The 20,743-nt window shown below is 67.4% G+C and carries 13 protein-coding genes; 2 read left to right on the top strand and 11 right to left on the bottom strand.

Going from position 1 to position 20,743, the window contains the following annotated elements; genetic code table 11:
• Positions 1–71: 71 nt before the first annotated feature.
• Entirely contained in the window at positions 72–656 is a 585-nt protein-coding gene (locus BN2660_RS09225) for a hypothetical protein (RefSeq protein WP_091230636.1), read from the top strand.
• Between the two features lie 215 nt (positions 657–871).
• On the opposite strand, the gene rpoC is transcribed toward BN2660_RS09225, so the two are convergent.
• The 6 genes from rpoC to BN2660_RS09195 form a co-directional block, all read right to left on the bottom strand.
• Entirely contained in the window at positions 872–4,747 is a 3,876-nt protein-coding gene (gene rpoC / locus BN2660_RS09220; RefSeq protein ID WP_091230631.1) for a DNA-directed RNA polymerase subunit beta', read from the bottom strand.
• 86 nt (positions 4,748–4,833) lie between these two features.
• The gene (locus BN2660_RS09215; protein WP_091230628.1) at positions 4,834–8,334 is read right to left on the bottom strand and encodes a DNA-directed RNA polymerase subunit beta; all 3,501 of its coding nucleotides are present in this window, start codon (positions 8,332–8,334) and stop codon (positions 4,834–4,836) included.
• Positions 8,335–8,577: 243 nt separating this feature from the next.
• Complete coding sequence (locus BN2660_RS09210; RefSeq protein WP_255305102.1) at positions 8,578–10,296, bottom strand: ABC transporter ATP-binding protein; 1,719 nt, start codon at positions 10,294–10,296, stop codon at positions 8,578–8,580.
• The gene (locus BN2660_RS09205; protein WP_091230624.1) at positions 10,293–11,258 is read right to left on the bottom strand and encodes an ABC transporter permease; all 966 of its coding nucleotides are present in this window, start codon (positions 11,256–11,258) and stop codon (positions 10,293–10,295) included. Before BN2660_RS09205 ends, BN2660_RS09210 begins: the two co-directional genes overlap by 4 nt.
• 34 nt (positions 11,259–11,292) lie before the next feature.
• Positions 11,293–12,297 (bottom strand): ABC transporter permease, encoded by a 1,005-nt coding sequence (locus tag BN2660_RS09200; RefSeq protein ID WP_091230620.1) that lies wholly within the window; start codon positions 12,295–12,297, stop codon positions 11,293–11,295.
• 85 nt (positions 12,298–12,382) lie between these two features.
• Entirely contained in the window at positions 12,383–14,056 is a 1,674-nt protein-coding gene (locus tag BN2660_RS09195) for an ABC transporter substrate-binding protein (RefSeq protein WP_091230617.1), read from the bottom strand.
• A gap of 169 nt (positions 14,057–14,225) precedes the next feature.
• On the opposite strand from BN2660_RS09195, the gene BN2660_RS09190 reads away from it, so the two are divergent.
• On the top strand, positions 14,226–15,146 hold the full coding sequence (locus BN2660_RS09190) for a sugar kinase (protein WP_091230614.1): 921 nt from the start codon (positions 14,226–14,228) through the stop codon (positions 15,144–15,146).
• 48 nt (positions 15,147–15,194) lie between these two features.
• Here the strand turns inward: BN2660_RS09190 and BN2660_RS09185 are convergent, their stop codons facing one another.
• Genes BN2660_RS09185 through BN2660_RS09165 form a run of 5 tightly spaced genes read right to left on the bottom strand, consistent with a single transcriptional unit; the run spans position 15,195 to position 20,713 of the window.
• Positions 15,195–16,061 carry a MurR/RpiR family transcriptional regulator gene (locus BN2660_RS09185; RefSeq protein ID WP_091230611.1) on the bottom strand — a complete coding sequence of 289 codons (867 nt, stop codon included), beginning with the start codon at positions 16,059–16,061 and terminating at the stop codon, positions 15,195–15,197.
• Between the two features lie 14 nt (positions 16,062–16,075).
• Positions 16,076–17,599 (bottom strand): glycoside hydrolase family 3 N-terminal domain-containing protein, encoded by a 1,524-nt coding sequence (locus BN2660_RS09180; protein WP_091230608.1) that lies wholly within the window; start codon positions 17,597–17,599, stop codon positions 16,076–16,078.
• Entirely contained in the window at positions 17,596–18,429 is an 834-nt protein-coding gene (locus tag BN2660_RS09175) for a carbohydrate ABC transporter permease (RefSeq protein WP_091230605.1), read from the bottom strand. Before BN2660_RS09175 ends, BN2660_RS09180 begins: the two co-directional genes overlap by 4 nt.
• Positions 18,426–19,403 (bottom strand): carbohydrate ABC transporter permease, encoded by a 978-nt coding sequence (locus BN2660_RS09170; protein ID WP_091230601.1) that lies wholly within the window; start codon positions 19,401–19,403, stop codon positions 18,426–18,428. Before BN2660_RS09170 ends, BN2660_RS09175 begins: the two co-directional genes overlap by 4 nt.
• 14 nt (positions 19,404–19,417) lie before the next feature.
• Positions 19,418–20,713 (bottom strand): sugar ABC transporter substrate-binding protein, encoded by a 1,296-nt coding sequence (locus BN2660_RS09165; RefSeq protein ID WP_091230598.1) that lies wholly within the window; start codon positions 20,711–20,713, stop codon positions 19,418–19,420.
• Positions 20,714–20,743: the final 30 nt, after the last annotated feature.

Below are 20,743 nucleotides of genomic sequence, written 5' to 3'. Positions count from 1 at the left end.
GCCCGGACGCGCTCCGTGGAGGTGCGGTCAGCCTCCCCTGCAGACGGATCGACGAGCGCTACCGTGTGCGCATGGCCACTCGTCTCGCCGCCGGAGCATCCGCTCTTCTCCTGATCGCCGTTCTCGCCGGCTGCACGAACCCCGGCACCGCGGGCGGGGAGGCCGGCGGCGCCCCTTCTCCGTCGTCGAGCGCCACGGCCGAGGAGTCCTCGACGCCGACGCCCACTCCCACAACCCCCGCCGTCGAGCTGCCGACCGACTGCCGGGCGATCCTGTCGGAGGAGGTCCTCTCGCAGCTCGGCGAGACGCCGCTGAACGACGCGGCCTTCGGAGCGTCCGGGGTCGACGCCGATGGAACCCTGACGTGCATCTGGCGCGACCCTCGGGCCGACACCAGCGGCCTCATCACCACCATCGCGAGGATGGACCGTGGCCCTGCATTGGACATGCTCAACGGGCTGGTGGCCAACGAGGGCTTCGCCTGCTTCACACCCGACGACGGCACGCGATGCGAGAAGACCTGGCCGAATGAGCAGTACCCCGTCACCGACGGCCGCACCCTGTTCTGGCGGGACGGCATCCTCATCGACACGCAGTACTCGAATCTCGCACCGACCGGCTACACGTCGAGCATCATCGCGCACCTGTTCGACTGAGGATCCACGTGGTCGCACTCCGGCTCCCACTCCGACGCCGAACACGGATTCGGATGCCGACGCGCGGCGCGCCGCACCGGCATCCCCTCCCCCGGCGCGTCGTCATTCAGGTCCGAAGGTGTGCCCGGAGAACGAGACTCCCCGCCGGCACGAAGAAGGCCCCGGGCTGATGCCCGGGGCCTTCTCACTCACTCAGTACGTCAGAGCTGAATCGATCAGTTGTACGTACCCGGCGTGATGTCGTCCGTCGAGAACGCGTCGAAGTCGACGTAACCGAAGTCGCCGTCGGCGTACGCACCGTCGGATGCGAAGATCCGGTTCGGGTAGCGCTCGCTCTTGGCTTCTTCCGTAGCCTCGACCGTGACGTCGCGGTACTTCGAGAGACCGGTTCCGGCGGGGATGAGCTTTCCGATGATGACGTTCTCCTTGAGACCGACCAGCGGGTCGCGCTTGCCCTCCATGGCGGCCTGCGTGAGCACGCGGGTCGTCTCCTGGAAGGAGGCGGCCGACAGCCACGACTCGGTCGCGAGCGACGCCTTCGTGATACCCATCAGCTCCGGACGGCCCGACGCGGGGCGCTTGCCCTCTGCCACGGCCTCGCGGTTGATCGCCTGGTAGCGCTTGAGGTCGACCATCTCACCCGGGAGCAGGGTCGTGTCGGCGTGATCGACGACGGTGACCTTGCGGAGCATCTGACGGACGATGACCTCGATGTGCTTGTCGTGGATCGGCACACCCTGCGAGCGGTAGACGCCCTGGACGCCGCCGACGAGGTAACGCTGCACCTCGCGGGCACCCATGACGCGCATGACCTCCTTGGGGTCGAGCGTGCCGACCTGCAGGGGCTGACCGACGGTGACGTGCTGGCCGTCCTCGACGAGAAGCGTCGCACGCTTCAGCACCGGGTAGACCACCTCTTCGTCACCGTTGTCGGGCGTGAGGATGACCTTCTTGGCCTTGTCCGTCTCGTCGATCGTGATACGACCGTCGGCCTCTGCGATCGGCGACGCACCCTTGGGGGTACGGGCCTCGAAGAGCTCCTGGACACGGGGCAGACCCTGGGTGATGTCATCCGCCGATGCCGAACCACCGGTGTGGAACGTACGCATCGTCAGCTGGGTACCGGGCTCACCGATCGACTGGGCCGCGATGATGCCGACGGCCTCGCCGATGTCGACGGTCTTACCCGTCGCGAGCGAACGGCCGTAGCACTGCGCGCAGACACCGACGGCGGAGTCGCAGGTCAGGACGGAGCGGACCTTGATGGTCTCCACACCGAGCGCGACCAGCTTGTCGATCAGCACGTCGCCCACGTCGTCGCCGGCAGAGGCGAGGACCTCGCCCTTGCTGTCGACCACGTCGGACGCCAGGGTACGAGCGAACACCGAGTTCTCGACGTTCGCGTCGCGCACCAGCTCGCCCTGCGAGTTCGGAGCGGCGATCGGGAGCTCGAGGCCCTTCGACGTGCCGCAGTCCTCTTCGCGGATGATGACGTCCTGCGAGACGTCCACCAGACGACGGGTCAGGTAACCCGAGTCGGCGGTACGCAGAGCGGTGTCGGCGAGACCCTTACGGGTACCGTGCGTCGCGATGAAGTACTCCGCCACCGACAGACCCTCGCGGTACGAGGAGATGATCGGACGCGGGATGATCTCACCCTTGGGGTTGTTCACCAGACCACGCATACCCGCGATGTTGCGGATCTGCAGCCAGTTACCACGAGCACCGGACGACACCATGCGGTTGATGGTGTTGTCCTCCGGGAAGTTCGCCCGCATCGCGGCCTGGACCTCGTCGGTCGCCTCGGTCCAGATCTTGATGAGCTCCTGACGACGCTCGGTGTCGGTCGTGAGGCCCTTCTCGTACTGGGACTGGACCTTCGAGGCCTGCTTCTCGTAGCCCGCGACGATCTCCGCCTTGTTCGGCGGCGTGAGGATGTCGCTCAGGGCGACGGTCACACCCGAGCGCGTGGCCCAGTAGAAACCGGCGTCCTTGATGCGGTCCAGCGACGCAGCCGTCTCGACCTTGGGGTACTCCTCGGCCAGCTTGTTGACGATCTGCGACAGCTTGTTCTTGTCAGCCTGCTCGCGGACGAAGGGGTAGCCCTTCGGCAGCGTGTCGTTGAAGATCGCCTGTCCGAGCGATGCGTCGACGAGTCCGTGACGCTCGTAGCCCTCGGGAGCTTCGCCCTCGAGGAACGTCAGACCCGGGATGCGGATGCGGACCTTGGCCTGCAGGTCGAGGGTTCCCTCGTCCTTCGCCAGGATCGCCTCGCCCACCGAACCGAACGCACGGCCCTCACCGGCTGCGCCCTCCTTGACCGTGGTCAGGTGGTGCAGACCGATGATCATGTCCTGCGAAGGCAGGGTGACCGGGCGGCCGTCCGACGGCTTCAGGATGTTGTTCGACGCGAGCATCAGCACGCGAGCCTCGGCCTGAGCCTCGACCGACAGCGGCAGGTGGACAGCCATCTGGTCACCGTCGAAGTCGGCGTTGAACGCCGCACAGACGAGCGGGTGCAGCTGGATGGCCTTGCCCTCGACGAGCTGGGGCTCGAACGCCTGGATGCCGAGACGGTGCAGGGTGGGTGCACGGTTCAGCAGCACGGGGCGCTCGCGGATGATCTCCTCGAGCACGTCCCAGACCTCGGGACGCGTGCGCTCGACGGCGCGCTTCGCAGCCTTGATGTTCTGCGAGTGACCGAGGTCGATCAGGCGCTTGATGACGAACGGCTTGAAGAGCTCCAGAGCCATCTGCTTGGGCAGACCGCACTGGTGCAGCTTGAGCTGCGGTCCGACGATGATGACCGAACGGCCCGAGTAGTCGACACGCTTGCCGAGCAGGTTCTGACGGAAGCGACCCTGCTTGCCCTTCAGCATGTCGCTGAGGGACTTCAGGGCACGGTTGCCCGTACCGGTGACGGGACGACCGCGGCGACCGTTGTCGAACAGTGCGTCGACGGCCTCCTGCAGCATCCGCTTCTCGTTGTTGACGATGATCTCGGGGGCACCGAGGTCGATCAGACGACGAAGACGGTTGTTGCGGTTGATCACGCGACGGTACAGGTCGTTGAGGTCGGAGGTCGCGAAGCGGCCACCGTCGAGCTGCACCATCGGACGAAGCTCCGGCGGGATCACCGGGACGACGTCGAGGACCATGGCGGCCGGGCTCATGCCGGTCTCCAGGAACGAGCTGACGACCTTCAGACGCTTGATCGCGCGGATCTTGCGCTGACCCTTGCCCTCGGAGATCTGCAGACGCAGGCTCTCGGCCTCGGCCGCGAGGTCGAAGGCCGCGAGGCGACGCTGGATCGACTCGGCGCCCATGTAGGCCTCGAAGTACTGACCGAAGCGGTCCTGCAGCTCGTGGAACACGTCGTCCTCGGGACGGAGAGCGCCCACCTCGAGCGTGCGGAAGTCCTCCCACACGCGCTCGAGCTTGGCGATCGCCTCGTCGGCACCCTTGCGGATGAGCGACATCTCCTTCTCGGCGGCGTCCTTGACCTTCTTCTTGGCGTCGGCCTTGGCCCCCTCGGCCTCGAGGGAGGCGAGCTCCTCCTCGAGACGCGCGAGGCGCTCTGCGATCTTCGCGTCGCGACGGTCGCCGAGCGTCTTCAGCTCGAGCCGGATGTTGTTCTCCTGCGTGCCGAGGTCGCGGTGACGAGCATCCTCGTCGACCGAGATGACCATGTAGGCCGCGAAGTAGATGACCTTCTCGAGGTCCTTCGGCGCCATGTCGAGCAGGTAGCCGAGACGCGAGGGAACACCCTTGAAGTACCAGATGTGGGTGACGGGAGCGGCGAGCTCGATGTGACCCATGCGCTCGCGACGGACCGAGGACTTGGTGACCTCGACGCCGCAGCGCTCGCAGACGATGCCCTTGAAGCGGACGCGCTTGTACTTTCCGCAGGCGCACTCCCAGTCGCGGGACGGGCCGAAGATCTGCTCTCCGAAGAGACCGTCCTTCTCCGGCTTCAGGGTGCGGTAGTTGATGGTTTCAGGCTTCTTGACCTCGCCGTAGGACCAGGCGCGGATGTGGTCCGCGGTGGCGAGGCCGATCCGAAGCTCATCGAAAGTGTTTGACTCGAGCACAAATTCTCCTGTGTAGGAATTCTTCTGAAGAAATCGGGGGCTTCGACAGGCTCAGCGGCCCAGAGGGGGCTGAGCCTGTCGAAGGGTTAGATCTCGTCGATCGAGGCGGCCTCGAAGCGGCTGGAGATGTTGATGCCGAGCTCCTCCGCTGCGCGGAAGGCCTCGTCGTCGGTGTCACGCAGGTTGACAGTCGTGCCGTCGGCCGAGAGGACCTCGACGTTCAGGCAGAGCGACTGCATCTCCTTCATGAGCACCTTGAACGACTCGGGGATGCCGGGCTCCTGGATGTTCTCGCCCTTGACGATCGCCTCGTACACCTTGACGCGGCCGAGGATGTCGTCGGACTTGATCGTGAGGAGCTCCTGGAGCGCGTACGCGGCGCCGTAGGCCTCGAGGGCCCACACCTCCATCTCACCGAAGCGCTGGCCACCGAACTGCGCCTTACCACCGAGCGGCTGCTGGGTGATCATCGAGTACGGACCCGTCGAACGTGCGTGGATCTTGTCGTCGACCAGGTGGTGCAGCTTCAGGATGTACATGTAGCCCACCGAGATCGGCGCCGGGAACGGCTCGCCCGAACGACCGTCGAAGAGCTGCGTCTTGCCGGTCGAGTCGATGAGACGCACGCCGTCGCGGGTCGGGGTGGTCGCGTCGAGGAGACCAGCGATCTCCTCCTCGCTCGCACCGTCGAACACCGGGGTGGCGACCTTGGTGCCGGGGGCTGCCTCGAAGGCGTCCTTCGGGAGCTTCACAGCCCACTCCGGGGTTCCCTCGACCTTCCAGCCCTGCTTCGCGATCCACCCGAGGTGGGTCTCGAGCACCTGGCCGAAGTTCATTCGACCCGGGATGCCGAGCGGGTTCAGGACGATGTCGACCGGGGTTCCGTCGGAGAGGAACGGCATGTCCTCGATCGGGAGGATCTTCGCGATGACGCCCTTGTTGCCGTGACGGCCGGCGAGCTTGTCACCCTCGGTGATCTTGCGCTTCTGGGCGATGTAGACCACGACGCGGCGGTTGACGCCGGAGCCGAGCTCGTCGTCGCCGTCCTCGGCGTTGAACTCCTTGACCGCGATGATCGTGCCCTGCTCACCGTGGGGCACCTTCAGGGAGGTGTCACGGACCTCGCGGCTCTTCTCGTTGAAGATCGCGCGGAGCAGACGCTCCTCGGCCGACAGCTCGGTCTCGCCCTTCGGGGTGACCTTGCCGACGAGGATGTCGCCGGGGCGGACCTCGGCGCCGATGCGGATGATGCCGCGCTCGTCGAGGTCCTTCAGCAGCTCGGGGCTGACGTTGGGGAGGTCACGCGTGATCTCCTCCTTGCCGAGCTTCGTGTCGCGGGCGTCGACCTCGTACTCCTCGATGTGGATCGAGGAGAGGGTGTCGTCCTTCACCAGGTCCTGGCTCAGGATGATCGCGTCCTCGAAGTTGTAGCCCTCCCACGTCATGAACGCGACGAGGAGGTTCTTTCCGAGGGCCAGCTCGCCGTTCTCGGTGGCGGGGCCATCGGCGATGACCTCTCCGACCTCGACGCGCTCGCCGGCGTTGACGACGACCTTCTGGTTGTACGACGTGCCCTGGTTCGAGCGGTCGAACTTGCGCAGGTGGTACTCCTGCGTGCCGCCCTCGTCGAGCATGACGGTGACGCGGTCTGCCGAGACCTCGGTGACGACACCGGCCTTCTCGGCGGTGAGCACGTCACCCGCGTCGATGGCGGTGTAGCCCTCCATACCGGTTCCGACGAGCGGCGAGTCGCTGCGGAGCAGCGGCACGGCCTGACGCTGCATGTTGGCACCCATGAGTGCGCGCTGCGCGTCGTCGTGCTCGAGGAAGGGCACGAGCGAGGTCGCGACCGACACCATCTGGCGCGGCGAGACGTCGATGTAGCCGATCTCCTCGGGGAGGAAGAGGTCCACCTCGCCGCTGCCGCCCTTCGGGCGTGCGAGGACGTGGCTCTCACGGAAGCGACCCTTGGCATCGAGCGGGGCGTTGGCCTGCGCGATGTTGAAGTCGACCTCCTCGGAGGCGGTCAGGTAGTCGATGTGCTCGGTGACGACGCCACCCTCGACCTTGCGGTACGGGGTCTCGATGAAACCGAACGAGTTGATGCGCGCGAAGGTCGCGAGAGCACCGATCAGACCGATGTTCGGGCCTTCAGGGGTCTCGATCGGGCACATGCGGCCATAGTGCGAGGGGTGGACGTCACGGACCTCGACACCGGCGCGGTCACGGCTCAGACCACCGGGGCCGAGAGCCGAGAGACGACGCTTGTTGGTCAGACCCGCGAGCGGGTTGTTCTGGTCCATGAACTGCGACAGCTGCGAGGTTCCGAAGAACTCCTTGATCGCGGCGACGACGGGGCGCACGTTGATCAGGGTCTGCGGGGTGATCGCCTCGATGTCCTGCGTGGTCATGCGCTCGCGGACGACGCGCTCCATGCGGGAGAGACCGGTGCGGACCTGGTTCTGGATGAGCTCGCCGACCGCGCGGATGCGACGGTTGCCGAAGTTGTCGATGTCATCGGTCGCGATGCGGATCTCGGCCTGCTTGCCGCCGCGGATGCCCTCGAACGTCTCGGTGCCGGCGTGGATGCGCACCAGGTACTTGATCGTCGCGACGATGTCCTGGACCGTGAGCACGGAGTCGCTCAGCGGAGCGTCGAGACCGAGCTTCTGGTTGATCTTGTACCGACCCACCTTGGCGAGGTCGTAGCGCTTCGGGTTGAAGTAGAAGTTGTCCAGCAGCGCACGGGCGGCCTCGGCGGCGACCTGCTCGCCCGGACGCAGCTTGCGGTAGATGTCGCGGAGCGCATCTTCCTTCGTGACGATGGTGTCCTTCGCCAGGGTCTCCTCGATCGAGGGGAAGCCGGCGAACTCCGAGAGGATCTCTTCGCTGGTGAGTCCGAGCGCCTTCAGGAAGACGGTGACGGACTGCTTGCGCTTGCGGTCGATGCGCACGCCGACCTGGTCGCGCTTGTCGATCTCGAACTCGAGCCATGCACCACGGCTCGGGATGACGCGCGCGGAGACGATGTCCTTGTCGGACGTCTTGTCGGGCGTCTTGTCGAAGTAGACACCGGGCGAGCGGACCAGCTGCGAGACGACGACGCGCTCGGAGCCGTTGATGATGAACGTGCCCTTGCCAGTCTGGAGCGGGAAGTCGCCCATGAAGACCGTCTGGGTCTTGATCTCACCCGTGAGGTGGTTCATGAACTCGGCCTCGACGTACAGGGGGGCGGCGTACGTCTTGCCGCGCTCCTTGCACTCCTCGATCGAGTACTTCTCGGGCTCGAGGTAGGGGTTCGTGAACGACAGCTGCATCGTCTCGCCGAGGTCCTCGATGGGGGAGATCTCCTCGAAGATCTCTCCGAGACCCGAGACCTCGTTGACGTCGGTGCGGCCGGCCTGCTTGGCCTCCGCGACCCGCGCCTTCCAGTCGTCGTTACCGACGAGCCAACCGAAGGACTCGGTCTGCAGGGCGAGAAGGTCTGGGACCGTCAGCGTGTCGGAGATCTTGGCGAACGAAAGACGGGAAGCTCCGCGTCCGTTCTTGGTGGTGGTGGATGTGGATGCGTTGCGAGCAGCAGCCAAGGGAATAACCTCCGTGAGCCCCGCAGGGCTTCTCGATTCCTTTGTCGTCAGGTGGAGTGCGCGCTCGAATGCTCAACAGAATGCCGACCACCATATGAGGGCAGGGAGAAGCGAGCGCAACTACCAACTATAGACGCGATTGTGCGACATGGCAAGTTCAATCCTTGACCTTCTTCGGATGCTGCGGTAAAAGCCTCGCGAGCACGTCCGCTCCCGGTGCGCGGGAGCGGACGCGCTCGCTGATCAGGACGCGATGTTGAGCTCGTTGCCCGGGATCGAGGCCAGCAGGCGCCGGGTGTACGGGTCGCGCGGATTCGTGAAGATCTCCTCCGAGGACGCGGCCTCGACGAGCGACCCGTCCTTCATCACGCAGACGTAGTCGCTGATGAGCCGCACGACGGCGAGGTCGTGCGAGATGAACAGGTAGCTGAGTCCGTACTCGCGCTGGAGATCGCCGAGCAGCGTGAGGATCTGGTCCTGCACGAGCACGTCGAGCGCCGACACCGGCTCGTCGCAGACGATGAGATCCGGAGACAGCGCCAGCGCCCTCGCGATCGCCACACGCTGACGCTGACCGCCCGACAGCTCCGACGGGTAGCGCCGGAGCATCGACTGCGGAAGAGCCACGTCGTCGAGCAGCTGCCGGACGCGGTTGCGGCGATCCGCCCCGCTCCCCCGCTTGTAGAAGTCCAGCGGCTCCGCGATCAGACGCTCGATCGTGAACATCGGGTTCAGGCTCGAGTACGGGTCCTGGAAGATCGGCTGCACCCGCTGGCGGAAGTCGCGTGTCTCCGCGCGACTCAGCGACGAGACGTCCTTGCCCTCGAAGCGGATGAGTCCGCTCGTCGGCTCGACGACCTTCAACAGCATCCGAGCGGTCGTGGTCTTGCCCGAACCGGACTCCCCCACGATCGCGACCGTCTCGCCTCGAGGGATCGCCAGCGACACGTCGTCGACGGCGACGAAGTCCTCCTTCTGCCCCCGGACCGGGTAGACCTTCGTGAGGTTCTCGATCTCGACGATGTTGTCGCCCTTCGACAGGCTCAGGGAATCCGCCGGCTGGGCCGCCGGGGCCTGCGGAGCGCCATCCTGCGGAGGCGCCTCGCGTTCGAGCGTGACGAACGCCTCCGGCCGCAACCGGGCGGCCGCCACCGACGGCGCCGCCTTGACGAGCGACTGGGTGTACGGATGCTGCGGGGCCTCCAGGATCTGCCTTGCCGGCCCCTGCTCGACCACCTTGCCGCGGTGCATGACGATGACCCGCTCCGCGCGCTCGGCGGCGAGGCCGAGGTCGTGCGTGATGAGCAGCACGGCGGTGCCGAGCTCACGGGTCATCTCGCCGATCTGGTCGAGGATGGTCTGCTGCACCGTGACGTCGAGCGCGCTGGTCGGCTCGTCGGCGATCAGGAGGCGCGGCTTGCACGCCAGTCCGATCGCGATCAGGGCACGCTGCCGCATGCCGCCGGAGAACTCGTGCGGGTACTGCTTGGCCCGTCGCTCCGGATCGGGCAGCCCGGCGGAGGTGAGCGCCTCCACGACCTTCTCCTGCACGTTCTGACGATTCGCCAGCCCGTGGGCCAGGAGCGTCTCGGCGACCTGGGTGCCGATCTTCGCGACCGGGTTCAGGTTCGACATCGGGTCCTGAGGCACGAGACCGATGTCCCGCCCGCGGATCATCCGCAGCTCGCTCTCGGGCGCGTGGGCGATCTCGCGACCGTCGAGTCGGATGCTGCCCGCAGCCACCCGTCCGCCTCCCGCGAGCAGGCCGATGATGGCCATCGCGGTCGTCGACTTGCCAGACCCCGACTCCCCCACGATCGCCACGGTCTGGCCGGGTGCGATCTCGAGGTCGACGCCTTCGACCGCGTGCACGACGCCGTCCATCGTGGCGAAGTCGACCGCCAGCCCTTCGACCGACAGCAGCGGGGCGTCGGTCATCTGATTCTCTCTCGCAGCGCTCATCGTGCTCTCGTCCTCGGGTCCATGGCCTCGCGCAGCGCCTCACCGAACAGGGTGAAGCCGAGCGCGGTGACCGCGATGCAGATACCGGGCAGGAATGCCAGCCACGGTGCGATGGCGAGCTCCGCCTGCGCGTAGGTCAGCATGCGACCCCACTCCGCCGTCTCGGGGCGACCGCCGCCGAGACCGAGGAACGACAGGGCGGCCGCGTCGATGACGGCGGTCGCCAACGTCAGGGTCCCCTGCACGATGACCGGGCCGATCGCATTCGGCAGCACGTGCGACATGGTGATCTGTCCGCGCCCGAGACCGAGGGTCTGGGCCGAGAGCACGTAGTCGCTGGAGCGCTGCTGCAGCATCGACGCGCGCAGGAGGCGAGCGAAGATCGGCACCTGCGACGCCCCGATGGCGATCATCACCGCGAAGGGCGTCTGGCCCAGGATCGCGGCGATCGAGACCGCCAGCAGCAGGTTCGGCACCGACAGGATGATGTCGACGATGCGCATGATCAGCGTGTCGACCCATCCGCCGAACGTGCCGGCGAGGAGTCCGAGGATCATTCCGCCGACCAGACCGAGCGCGGTCGAGATGACACCGATCAGCAGCGAGGCCTGCGCACCCCAGATGAGCTTGGAGAGGACATCGCCGCCGAAGCGGTCGAGTCCGAGCGGGAACTCCGGCAGCTCCCCGGGGCCGGGGATCTGCGTCGGCGTGATGTACTTCGCGCCGGGAAGGGCCGTCTCGGGGTACGGAGCGAGCACCGGCGCGAGCAGAGACACGAGGACGAACACCAGGACGATGCCCGCGCCGATCCAGGCCGTGGGGTTGCGACGGAGCCGGCGGAAGACGTCCCGCCAGAAGCCGCCGGGGCCCTCCTTGAGTCCGGCCTGACCGACGGCGACGGTGTCGACGAGTTCGCCGCTCGCCGCGGATGGTCCCTGCGCGGGTGGGAGCGAGATGGTCATGACGCCACCCCCTTTCGGAGAACGAGACGGATCATCACTGCACCCGCACTCTCGGATCGATGAAGCTGTACGACACGTCGACCGCCAGGTTGATGAGCGCGTAGGCGATCGCGATGAAGATGATGAATCCCTGCAGCACGGGGAAGTCCCGGGTGAAGATCGCCCTCGCGAGGAAGGATCCGATGCCGGGGAACGCGAAGACGGTCTCGGTGAGCACCGCCCCCGAGATCAGCAGACCGGTCTGCAGACCGATCGTCGTGATCACCGGCAGCATCGCGTTGCGCAGGATGAAGCGACTGCGCAACGTCGACGACCCCACGCCCTTCGCTCGACCCGTGCGCACGTAGTCGGCGTTCTGCACCTCGAGCACGCTCGCCCTGGTGATGCGGACGATGATCGCGAGCGGGATGGTGCCGAGCGCGAGCGCCGGGAGCACCAGATGCATGAGGGCGTCCCACGAGGCGTCGAACTCGCCGGTGATGATGCCGTCCCAGACATAGAAGCCGGTCGGATGCGTGGCGTCTATTCGCGGATTCTGCCTGCCGTCAGACGGCAGCCAGCCGAGCTGCACCGCGAAGACGTACTTGAGGATGAACGCGAGGAAGAAGACCGGGATCGTGATGCCGATGAGGCTCAGGACCACCGAGGCGTGATCGGTGAACTTCCCGTGGCGGCGAGCCGCCCAGTAGCCGAGGGGGATGCCCACGCCGATCGCGAAGATGAGCGCGACGACGCTCAGCTCGATCGTGGCCGGGAAGCGGCGGAAGAATTCCTCCGTGACCGGCCTGTTGGTCTGGATCGAAGTGCCGAAGTCGCCCTGCAGAAGGCGTCCGACCCAGATGAAGTACTGCTCGATGAGGGGCTTGTTGAAGCCGTAGAGCTCGTTGACCCTGGCGATGGCCTCGGGTGTCGCCTTCTCGCCGAGAAGGGCGACGGCCGGGCCGCCGGGAAGGGCCCTGACCCAGGCGAACAGCAGGATGCTGAGCCCGATCAGAGTGGGAATGAGGAAAAGCAGTCGCCTGCCGATGGTGCGCAGCAAGAGGTCTCCGTTGATCAGAGGGGACGTCGGACCGGGGCCCCGCGGCGAGCGCGGAGCCCCGGTCTGACGAATCCGTCGGTCAGTCCTACTCGGTGAGGACGATGTCCGTGAAGACCTCGTCGTTCACCGGGCTGGCCGGGTAGCTCTCGACGCGCGGGTCGAACGCCAGCGTGGGCGCCGGGTGCGCGAGCGGGACACCGGGGATGAACTGCGCCACCATCTCGTTGATCTCCTCGTAGAGGGCCGTCTGGTCCTCGAGGTTCGAGACGCCGCGTGCCTCGTTCAGCTTCTGGAACAGCTCGGGGTTGTCGAAGCCCCACTCCGAGCTCTGCTGCCCGAAGAAGACGCCGACGAAGTTGTCGGTGTCGTTGTAGTCACCGGTCCAGCCGAGCAGGTGGATGCCGTGGTCCGACGTGCCGGTGGTGCGGTCGAGGTACTCGACCCACTCCTCCGAAACCGGGGTGGTCTCGACGCCGACCTCGGCGAGCTGCGACGAGAGCACCGTGAAGATCTGCTCGGGGTCCGGCATGTACGGACGCGAGACGTTGACCGGGTAGTTGAAGGTGAGCTTCAGCGGGTTGGCCTCGTCATAGCCGGCCTCCGCGAGCAACGACATGGCCTTCTCGGGGTCGTAGTCGTACGTCGTGACGTCGGGGTTGTAGCCGTTGACGGTGTCGGGAACGAACTCGATCGCCTTCTCGGTGCCCTCGGGCAGGACCTGGCTGATAAGCGCGTCCTTGTCGACCGCGTAGGAGAGCGCCTCGCGGACCTTCGGGTCCTGCAGCTCCGGGAGGGCCTGGTTGAACGCCAGGTAGAGGATCGTGAACGGAGGGCGCGACACCATCGTGAAGCCGTCGTCCTCGAGCGCCTGGGTGTCGGCGGGACCGACGAGGTCGTAGCCGTCGATCGACCCGGATTCGAGCGCCTGGCGACGAGCGGTCGGGTCGTCGATGGTGCGGAAGATGATCTCGTCGATCTGTCCTGCCTCGCCCCAGTAGTCGCCGTAGGCCTTGAGGCGGACCTGCTCGCCCGGTGCCCACTCCTCGAACTCGTACGGACCGGTTCCGACCGGGTGTCCCATCGCGTACTCGGAGAGCACGGGGGCCTCGGCCGAGCCGCTGACGTCATCGGCGCCGAACTCCGAGAGCGCCGACGGGCTCTGCATGCCGAACGACGGGAGCGACAGCGACGCCACGAAACCGGCGAAGGGCTTGTTCAGCTCGATGGTCACCGAGTAGTCGCCGTCGGGCGTGCACGACTTGTAGACGGCATCCGCGGGGTTCTCGGCGTAGCCCTTGAAGAGCTTGTTGTAGTAGTAGCCGAACGCCTCGGACGCGGCGAGGCCGGTCCAGTTGTACCAGCGGTCGAAGTTCGCGCAGACGGCCTCGGCGTTGAACGGCGTGCCGTCGTGGAAGGTCACGTCCTCCTTCAGCGCGAAGGTGTGGCTCATGCCGTCCTCCGACGACTCCCACGACTCGGCCAGCAGCGGAGCGGGGTCGGCCGTGCCGGGCTCGGTGCCGACGAGGCCCTCGAAGATCTGCCGCGAGACGCGGAAGCTCTCGCCGTCCTGGGCGAAGGCGGGGTCGAGGCTCGCGGGGTCGGACGACGCGGCGAACACGAATGTGCCGTCCACATCGCCGGATCCCTCTGAGCTGTCGTCGCCGCGCTCGCTGGCGACGCATCCGGAGAGGACCAGTGCGGCGAGTGCCGCACCGGTGACGGCGAGGAGTCCTCGCCGACGCATGACTGTGTGGTGCATTGTGTGACCTTCCTGTCGAGCGCTGCAATGCGCGTTCCGAAGACGTCGTCGACTCCGGAAACGGTGATTCCTCGACGCTACCCAGTGCGCAGACCGATGCAAAACACCTCCAGGTTGCATTCCTGTTACGGATGCTCGGCCACCGAGGCGATCCGGTAATGTCCAGAACGTGCCCGACACGTCTCCTCTCGCCGTCTGCGTCGGCGAGGGCCTGGTCTCCCTCGTCCCTGCGACCGCCGCACCGCTGGAGGACGCCCGGACGTTCCATCGCTCGCTCGCGGGAGCCGAGTGGAACACCGCGATCGCCCTGGCGTCCGCAGGCATCCGCACGGCCGTGATCTCGCGCGTCGGCGACGACGGATTCGGTCGCTTCCTCACCGCCGAGCTGCGCAGGCACGAGGTCGACGCGTCGGCCGTCGAGATCGACGGCGAGGCCCCCACGGGCCTCTACGTGAAGGAGCTCTCGCCTCGTCCCGACGGGTCGGTCGACGGGACCATGCACTACTACCGCGCGGGGTCGGCCGCCGCGGCGATGTCGCCGGCGACGCTCGCTTCTCCCCCGGCATCCGCTCTTCTGTCGGAGGCCGTGCTGGTGCACACCTCGGGCATCACGCCGGCGCTGTCGGACTCGGCGCGCGCCGCACAGGACGCCCTCTTCGCCGAACGTCGAGACGGGCGCCTGCTGAGCTTCGACGTGAACTGGCGCCCGGCGCTCTGGCGCGGCCGGGAGGATCACGGACGCACGGTGATCGCCGACTACGCGCGCCGCGCCGATGTCGTGTTCTGCACGCGGCCGGATGCCGACGCGGTATTCGGCACGGACGATCCCGACCGTCTGCGCGCGCTCTTCCCCGAGCCGCGGTACCTGGTCGTGACGAGCCCCGACGGCGCGACCGCGTTCGACGGCGCCGAGCGCACCGACAGCACCGCGCTCGACGTCCCGGTGGTCGAGAGCATCGGCGCGGGCGACGCCTTCGCCGCCGGCTTCCTCGCGGGCATCCTCACGGGACTCTCCCTCACGGGCAGTCTCGCTCGTGCGCACCGCATCGCCACGCGCGCCCTCGCGAGCACGCGCGACCACGTCGACTGACGCCGGGCGTCCTGCACCCCGCCTCGCCCCGTGCGCAGGGTCTGCTGATCAGCGCCGTCGGCCGGGCGCCGCGGCGTCGTGCGTCAGCTGGAGAGGGATCACGACGGGCTCGCCCCGATGCTGCACCACGCGCACGAACAGGATGTCCACCAGCGCGAGCTGCGCGATGCGGCTCGTCATCGCGGCCATGCGGAACGGGGACTCCTGCGCATGCGTCAACAGCACCACGTCCGCGGCGAGCGCCAGAGTCGAGTCCGCCACGCTCGTGATCGCGACCGACAGCGCACCCGCGTCCCGCGCGACCTCGAGCGCCCGCACGACCTCGAGCGTCTCTCCGCCGTGCGAGAAGGCGATCACGACGTCGTCCGAGCCGCGCAGCGACGCCGTCGTCAGCGCCAGATGCGGATCGGCGGAGTGCGCGACCGAGCAGCCGATCCGCGCGAGCTTCTGCTGCAGATCCTGCGCCGTGAGCGACGACGCGGCCTGGCCGAAAAGGTCGATGTGACGCGCGGCCACGACCGCCAGCGCCACCCTGTCGAGAGCTGCGGCGTCCAGGCCGAGGGCGGTCTTCTCGATCGCGTCGATCTCCTGAGCGGCGAGCTTCGCCGCGACCGCGGACGGCTCGTCCTCCGGGTCTATGGCGGTGGTGTCGAGGCTGAAGCGCGCCTGCTGAGCCTGCGCCAGCGTGACCGTGCGGGCGACCGCCACCCGGAGCTCCCGATACCCACTGAACCCCAGGGACTGGGCGAAGCGCGCGACCGTGGACAGCGACGTGCTGCAGAGCTGGGCGAGGTCGTTGATGGCGAGGTCGACCACGAGTGTGGGATCGCCGAGTATGGTCTCCGCGACGCGCGCCTCTGCTGCGCTCAACCGGGGAACGGATCGGCGCACCAGCGCGAGAACATCGGCGTCCACGGTGCCATCCTGCCTCAGTCGGCCGAACCTTCGCCGTCGGGCGACGATCCGCCTCTTGGCTGAGAGGCACGCAGCCGCGTCCTCGCGGCTTCGGCGCCGATGCGACTCGCCGCACCCACCTCGACCGTGGGCAGCGCGAGGGGCCGCTCTGCGGGCAGGCCGACATTGACCGCCACGGCGTGGGGATCACGCTCTGCGGCACGGGCGACGAGGGCCCGCTGATCATCGTCGACATCCGGACGATCGAGCAGCACGACCGTGAGCCCGTGAGCCGCCACCGCCGCGTCGAGCGCAGCATCCTGCTCGGCGACCGTCGTGCGGGCGACATCCACGCGCACGGTGTGGCCATCTCCGGCGAGAGCCCGCGCGACGTAGCGGGCCGCGCTGTCCACCGCGAGGGTCGAACGACGACGCGCGTCCACGACGGACACGGCCGCCGCATCGGCGACCGCTCCGGACACCGCGCGGGCGACGATCGACTCACCGTCGTAGACGTCGTGCCCGCCGTCGGACGAGTGGCCGGATACGGCCCGTGCACGCAGGGTGCTCGCCAGAGCGCGGTTGCGCTGCACGGCCTCCTCCACACGCTCGCGCGAGAGGGATCCGTCTCGTAGCGCGGTGACGATGCCGTCCCTCGCCGCGAGGAAGTCCTGTCGATCCTGGTCCGGGAGCGCTGCGGCGCCCGGATTCGTCGGGTTGCCGATGCACAGCAGATCGGCGCCGGCGGCGAGTGCTGCGGCGGCTCCACCGCCGAGACCGACGGTCTCACGGATGGCGGCCATGTCGAGCGCATCCGTGATGATGACGCCCTCGAAGCCCCAGCCGCGCAGCATGCCCAGCACCCGGGGGTTCAGGGTCGCGGGCTCGGGTCCCCACTCCGGTACGACGATGTGCGCCGTCATGATCGAGTCGACGCCCGCCTCCACCGCGCGGCGGAACGGCTCCAGGTGCACACGCTCGAACTCGTCGATGTCGAGTGAGATCACCGGCAGGGCGTGGTGGGAGTCGAGATGGGTGTCGCCGTGCCCGGGGAAGTGCTTGACGCAGGCGGCCACCGGCCGGCTCTGGATGCCCTCGACCTCGGCCACCACGTGCCGCGACACGAGGCCCTCGTCGCTGCCGAAGGAGCGCACCCCGATCACCGGGTTGCGCGGATCGGTGTTCACATCGGCCACCGGACCGAGCACCACGTTGCCGCCGATCGCGCCGACGCGTCTCGCGAGCTCGACACCGGTCGCGCGCGTCGCCTCGACGTCGTCGACACGTCCGAGCTGCGCCGCCCCGGGGAGAGTCGAGCCCGTGGCCGACTCGAGCCGGGTCACGCTGCCGCCCTCCTCGTCGATGCCGATCAGCGCGGCGGGGTTGGCGCGCAGGATCTCGTCACTCAGACGCGGCAGCCCGTCGCCGATGTTCTGCCCGAAATACACCACCCCGGCGAGGCCGTCGCGGAGTTCTCCGAGGAGCCACTCCGGTGCCTCCGTGCCGAAGAACCCCGGCCACAGCACACCGTTGGCCAGGCGGGCGAGCTCGTCGGTCATCCCTTCACGGCTCCTGCGACCATCCCGGCCGAGAGGCGACGCTGCACGATCACGAAGAAGATCATGACCGGGATCGTGATGATCGTGGAGGCGGCCATGATGCTGCCCCAGTCGTTCGCGTGCAGTCCGAAGAACGACTTCAGGCCGATCGAGACGGTGTACTGGTCGGTGGCGCTGCCGAGGATCGTCATCGCGAAGATGAACTCGTTCCAGGCGGTGATGAAGCTGAAGATGCTCGTGGCGACGAGTCCGGGCATCACGAGCGGCAGCAGGATCGAGCGGAACATCCGCCACCAGCTGGCACCGTCGATGTAGGCGGCCTCCTCGAGCTCGACCGGCACCGCCGCGACGAACCCGCGCAGCATCCAGATGCCGAAGGCGAGCGACAGGGCGACGTACACGACCATCAGACCCAGGATGCTGTTGAGCAGCCCCAGGCTCTTCACCTGCAGGAACAGCGGGATGACGAGCGCTTCGAGCGGGACCATCTGCACGACGAGGATCATCATCAGGATCGTCGTGCGGAACTTGAACTTGAACCGCGCCACGGCCACGGCCGCCAGCAGGCAGACGAGCGCACTCACGAGCACGGTCACGACCGCGACGATCGCCGAGTTCCGCAGGTAGGTGCCGAAGCCGCCGTCGGTGAGGACGTAGGCGAAGTTGTCGAACGTGAACTCCTGCGGCAGCAGCGACTGCCCACCGCTCGAGGCCTTGGCATCGAGCGCGCTGGAGACCATCCAGTAGACCGGGAAGAGCGTGAAGATCAGGACCGCGGCGATCGCGATCCCGGTGCCGACGCGCGACATGACAGACGGGCGGGGATTCACAGCTCGTCCTCCTTCATGAGGGAGCGGATGTAGACGATCGTGATGCCGATCAGGACGAGGGTGAGCAGCACGGCGAGCGCCGCACCGAATCCGTAGCGGTTCTGGCCGAAGGACTCCACGTACGACCAGACGCCCAGGTTCAGGACCGATCGGTTGCCCCCGCCACCTCCGGGCATGAGATAGACCTGCGCGAAGACCTTGAAGTCCCAGATCGTCGAAAGGATGATCACGACCGAGAACACGGGCTTGAGCGTCGGGAAGATGATCTTCCAGAAGCGCATCCAGGCGTTCGCGCCGTCGAGGGCGGCGGCCTCGAGCATCTCCTTCGAGACGCCGAGAAGGCCCGCGAGCACGGTGATGGCGACGAACGGGAACCCGTGGTGCACGACGTTCAGGAGCACGATGGCGTAGAACGACCACTGGTTGGTGAACCAGTTGACGGGCTCGTCCATCAGGCCGAGGCTCTGCAGGACGGAGTTGAAGATGCCTCGGTCGGCATCGAAGATGAAAGTCCAGACGTAGGTGCCGGTCACCGCGGGCATCGCCCAGGCGACCATGATGCAGCTCGAGACGATGGTGCGCCACACCGTGCCGAGCTTCGCCAGCAGCAGGGCGACGAGCGTGCCGACGGCGACCGTGACGAACACGGCGACGGCCGCGAAACCGACCGTGTTCGGCAGGACGACCGTCCACAGCGTCGGGTTGGTGATCGCCTCGACGTAGTTCTGGAAGCCGATCCAGTTGTTCTCACCCGTGTTGATCTCGCGGAGTCCGTAGTCCTGGAGCGAGTAGATGAAGACCTGGATGAGCGGCCAGAGCATGAGCACCGCGAGGATGACCAGGCCCGGGGCGAGGAGGAGCCAGGGGCGGGCCGTGATCAGCGAGAGGCCCCGCTTCTTCGGCTGGCCGCCGGCCACGGAGGCGGAGGTGGGCTCCGCCTTCGTGGCCGGCAGTGGCGCGTGCACCATCGACATGGAGAGATACAGCCTTACTGGTTGAGCAGGTCGGTCATCTCAGCAGCGGCGTCCTTCGTCGCCGTGGCGACGTCCTTCTGCCCGCTGAGGATGGCCTGGATCATCGAGTTGGTCGTCTTCTTCGCCTGCACAGCGCCGAAGTTCGGCGTCACCGGAACGGATGCGCCACCCTCGACCATCTGCTCGGCGAACGGAGCCACCAGCGGGTCGGTCGAGGCGAGAGCCTCTTCCATCGCCGACTGGACGCCCGGGAAGTAACCGGTCTCGTCCGCCCACTTCTCGGCGAACTCACCCGTGGTCATGAGCTTGACGAACTCCCAGGAGAGGTCGGCGTTCTCGGTCGTGTTGAAGACCGAGAGGTGCGATCCGCCGAGCACGGACGGAGCGATGCCGCCGTCCTCACCGGGGATCACGGCCGCGCCGATCTTGCCTTCGAGCTCGGGGTTGGCCTCGATGAGCGCCTTCGGCGTCCACGATCCGGAGAGCATCATGGCGACGTTGCCCTGCGTGAACGCGTCACGGAGGTCCGTCTCCTTCCACGTGGTGGCACCGGCCGACGAGAAGCCGTGCTCCGTCGCGAGTCCCGTGTAGAACTCGAGGCCGGCCTGCGACTCCTCGCTGTCGAGCTCGCTGGTCCACGTGTCGCCGTCCTTCGTGGCGACCTCGCCACCGGCGCCCCAGACCCAGGGGTACACCTGGAACTCGGCGTCACCGGGCACGGGGAACGGCAGCATGTCGGGCTTGGCGGCCTTGATGGCCTCGCCCGCCGCGACGATGTCGTCCCACGTCTTCGGCGCCTCGAGTCCGAGCTCCTCGAACACGTCGGTGCGGTAGACGAGCGAACGGACGCCCGCGTACCACGGCATGCCGTAGAGCTCTTCGTCATAGGTGCCGGCGACGGCGAGTCCCTCGACGAGGTCGTCGCGGAGACCGTCCTCCGCGTCGACGTACTCGTCGAGCGGCTCGAGCGCGCCCGCATCCGCGAACTCCGCGGTCCAGGTCGTGCCGGTCTCGGCGATGTCCGGCGTGGTTCCGCCGGCGATCGAGGTCACGAACCGGTCATGGGCATCGGCCCACTGGATCTCCTCGATCTTGACCGTGGCACCGGTCTCCTCCTCGAAGGCCTCCGACACGGCGTCGTAGAACGCCGTCGAATCGGGGTTGGTGCCCTTCATGATCCAGACGGTGAGCTCCTGGCCCTCTCCGTCGACTGCCCCGCCGTTGTCCGTGCCGCTACCGCCGGCACAGCCCGCGAGGCCCAGGGTGGCCGCGGCGCCGAGCGCCACGGCCGAAAGAATGCGCTTGTGCATCAGGGATCTCCTCTTTGAACGTCCTGGTGG

This window comes from Microbacterium sp. 3J1, assembly GCF_001049495.1.
GTDB lineage: Bacteria > Actinomycetota > Actinomycetes > Actinomycetales > Microbacteriaceae > Microbacterium.
Note: the sequence above shows the minus strand (reverse complement) of the source record. Positions and strands in the feature narration are given on the sequence as shown.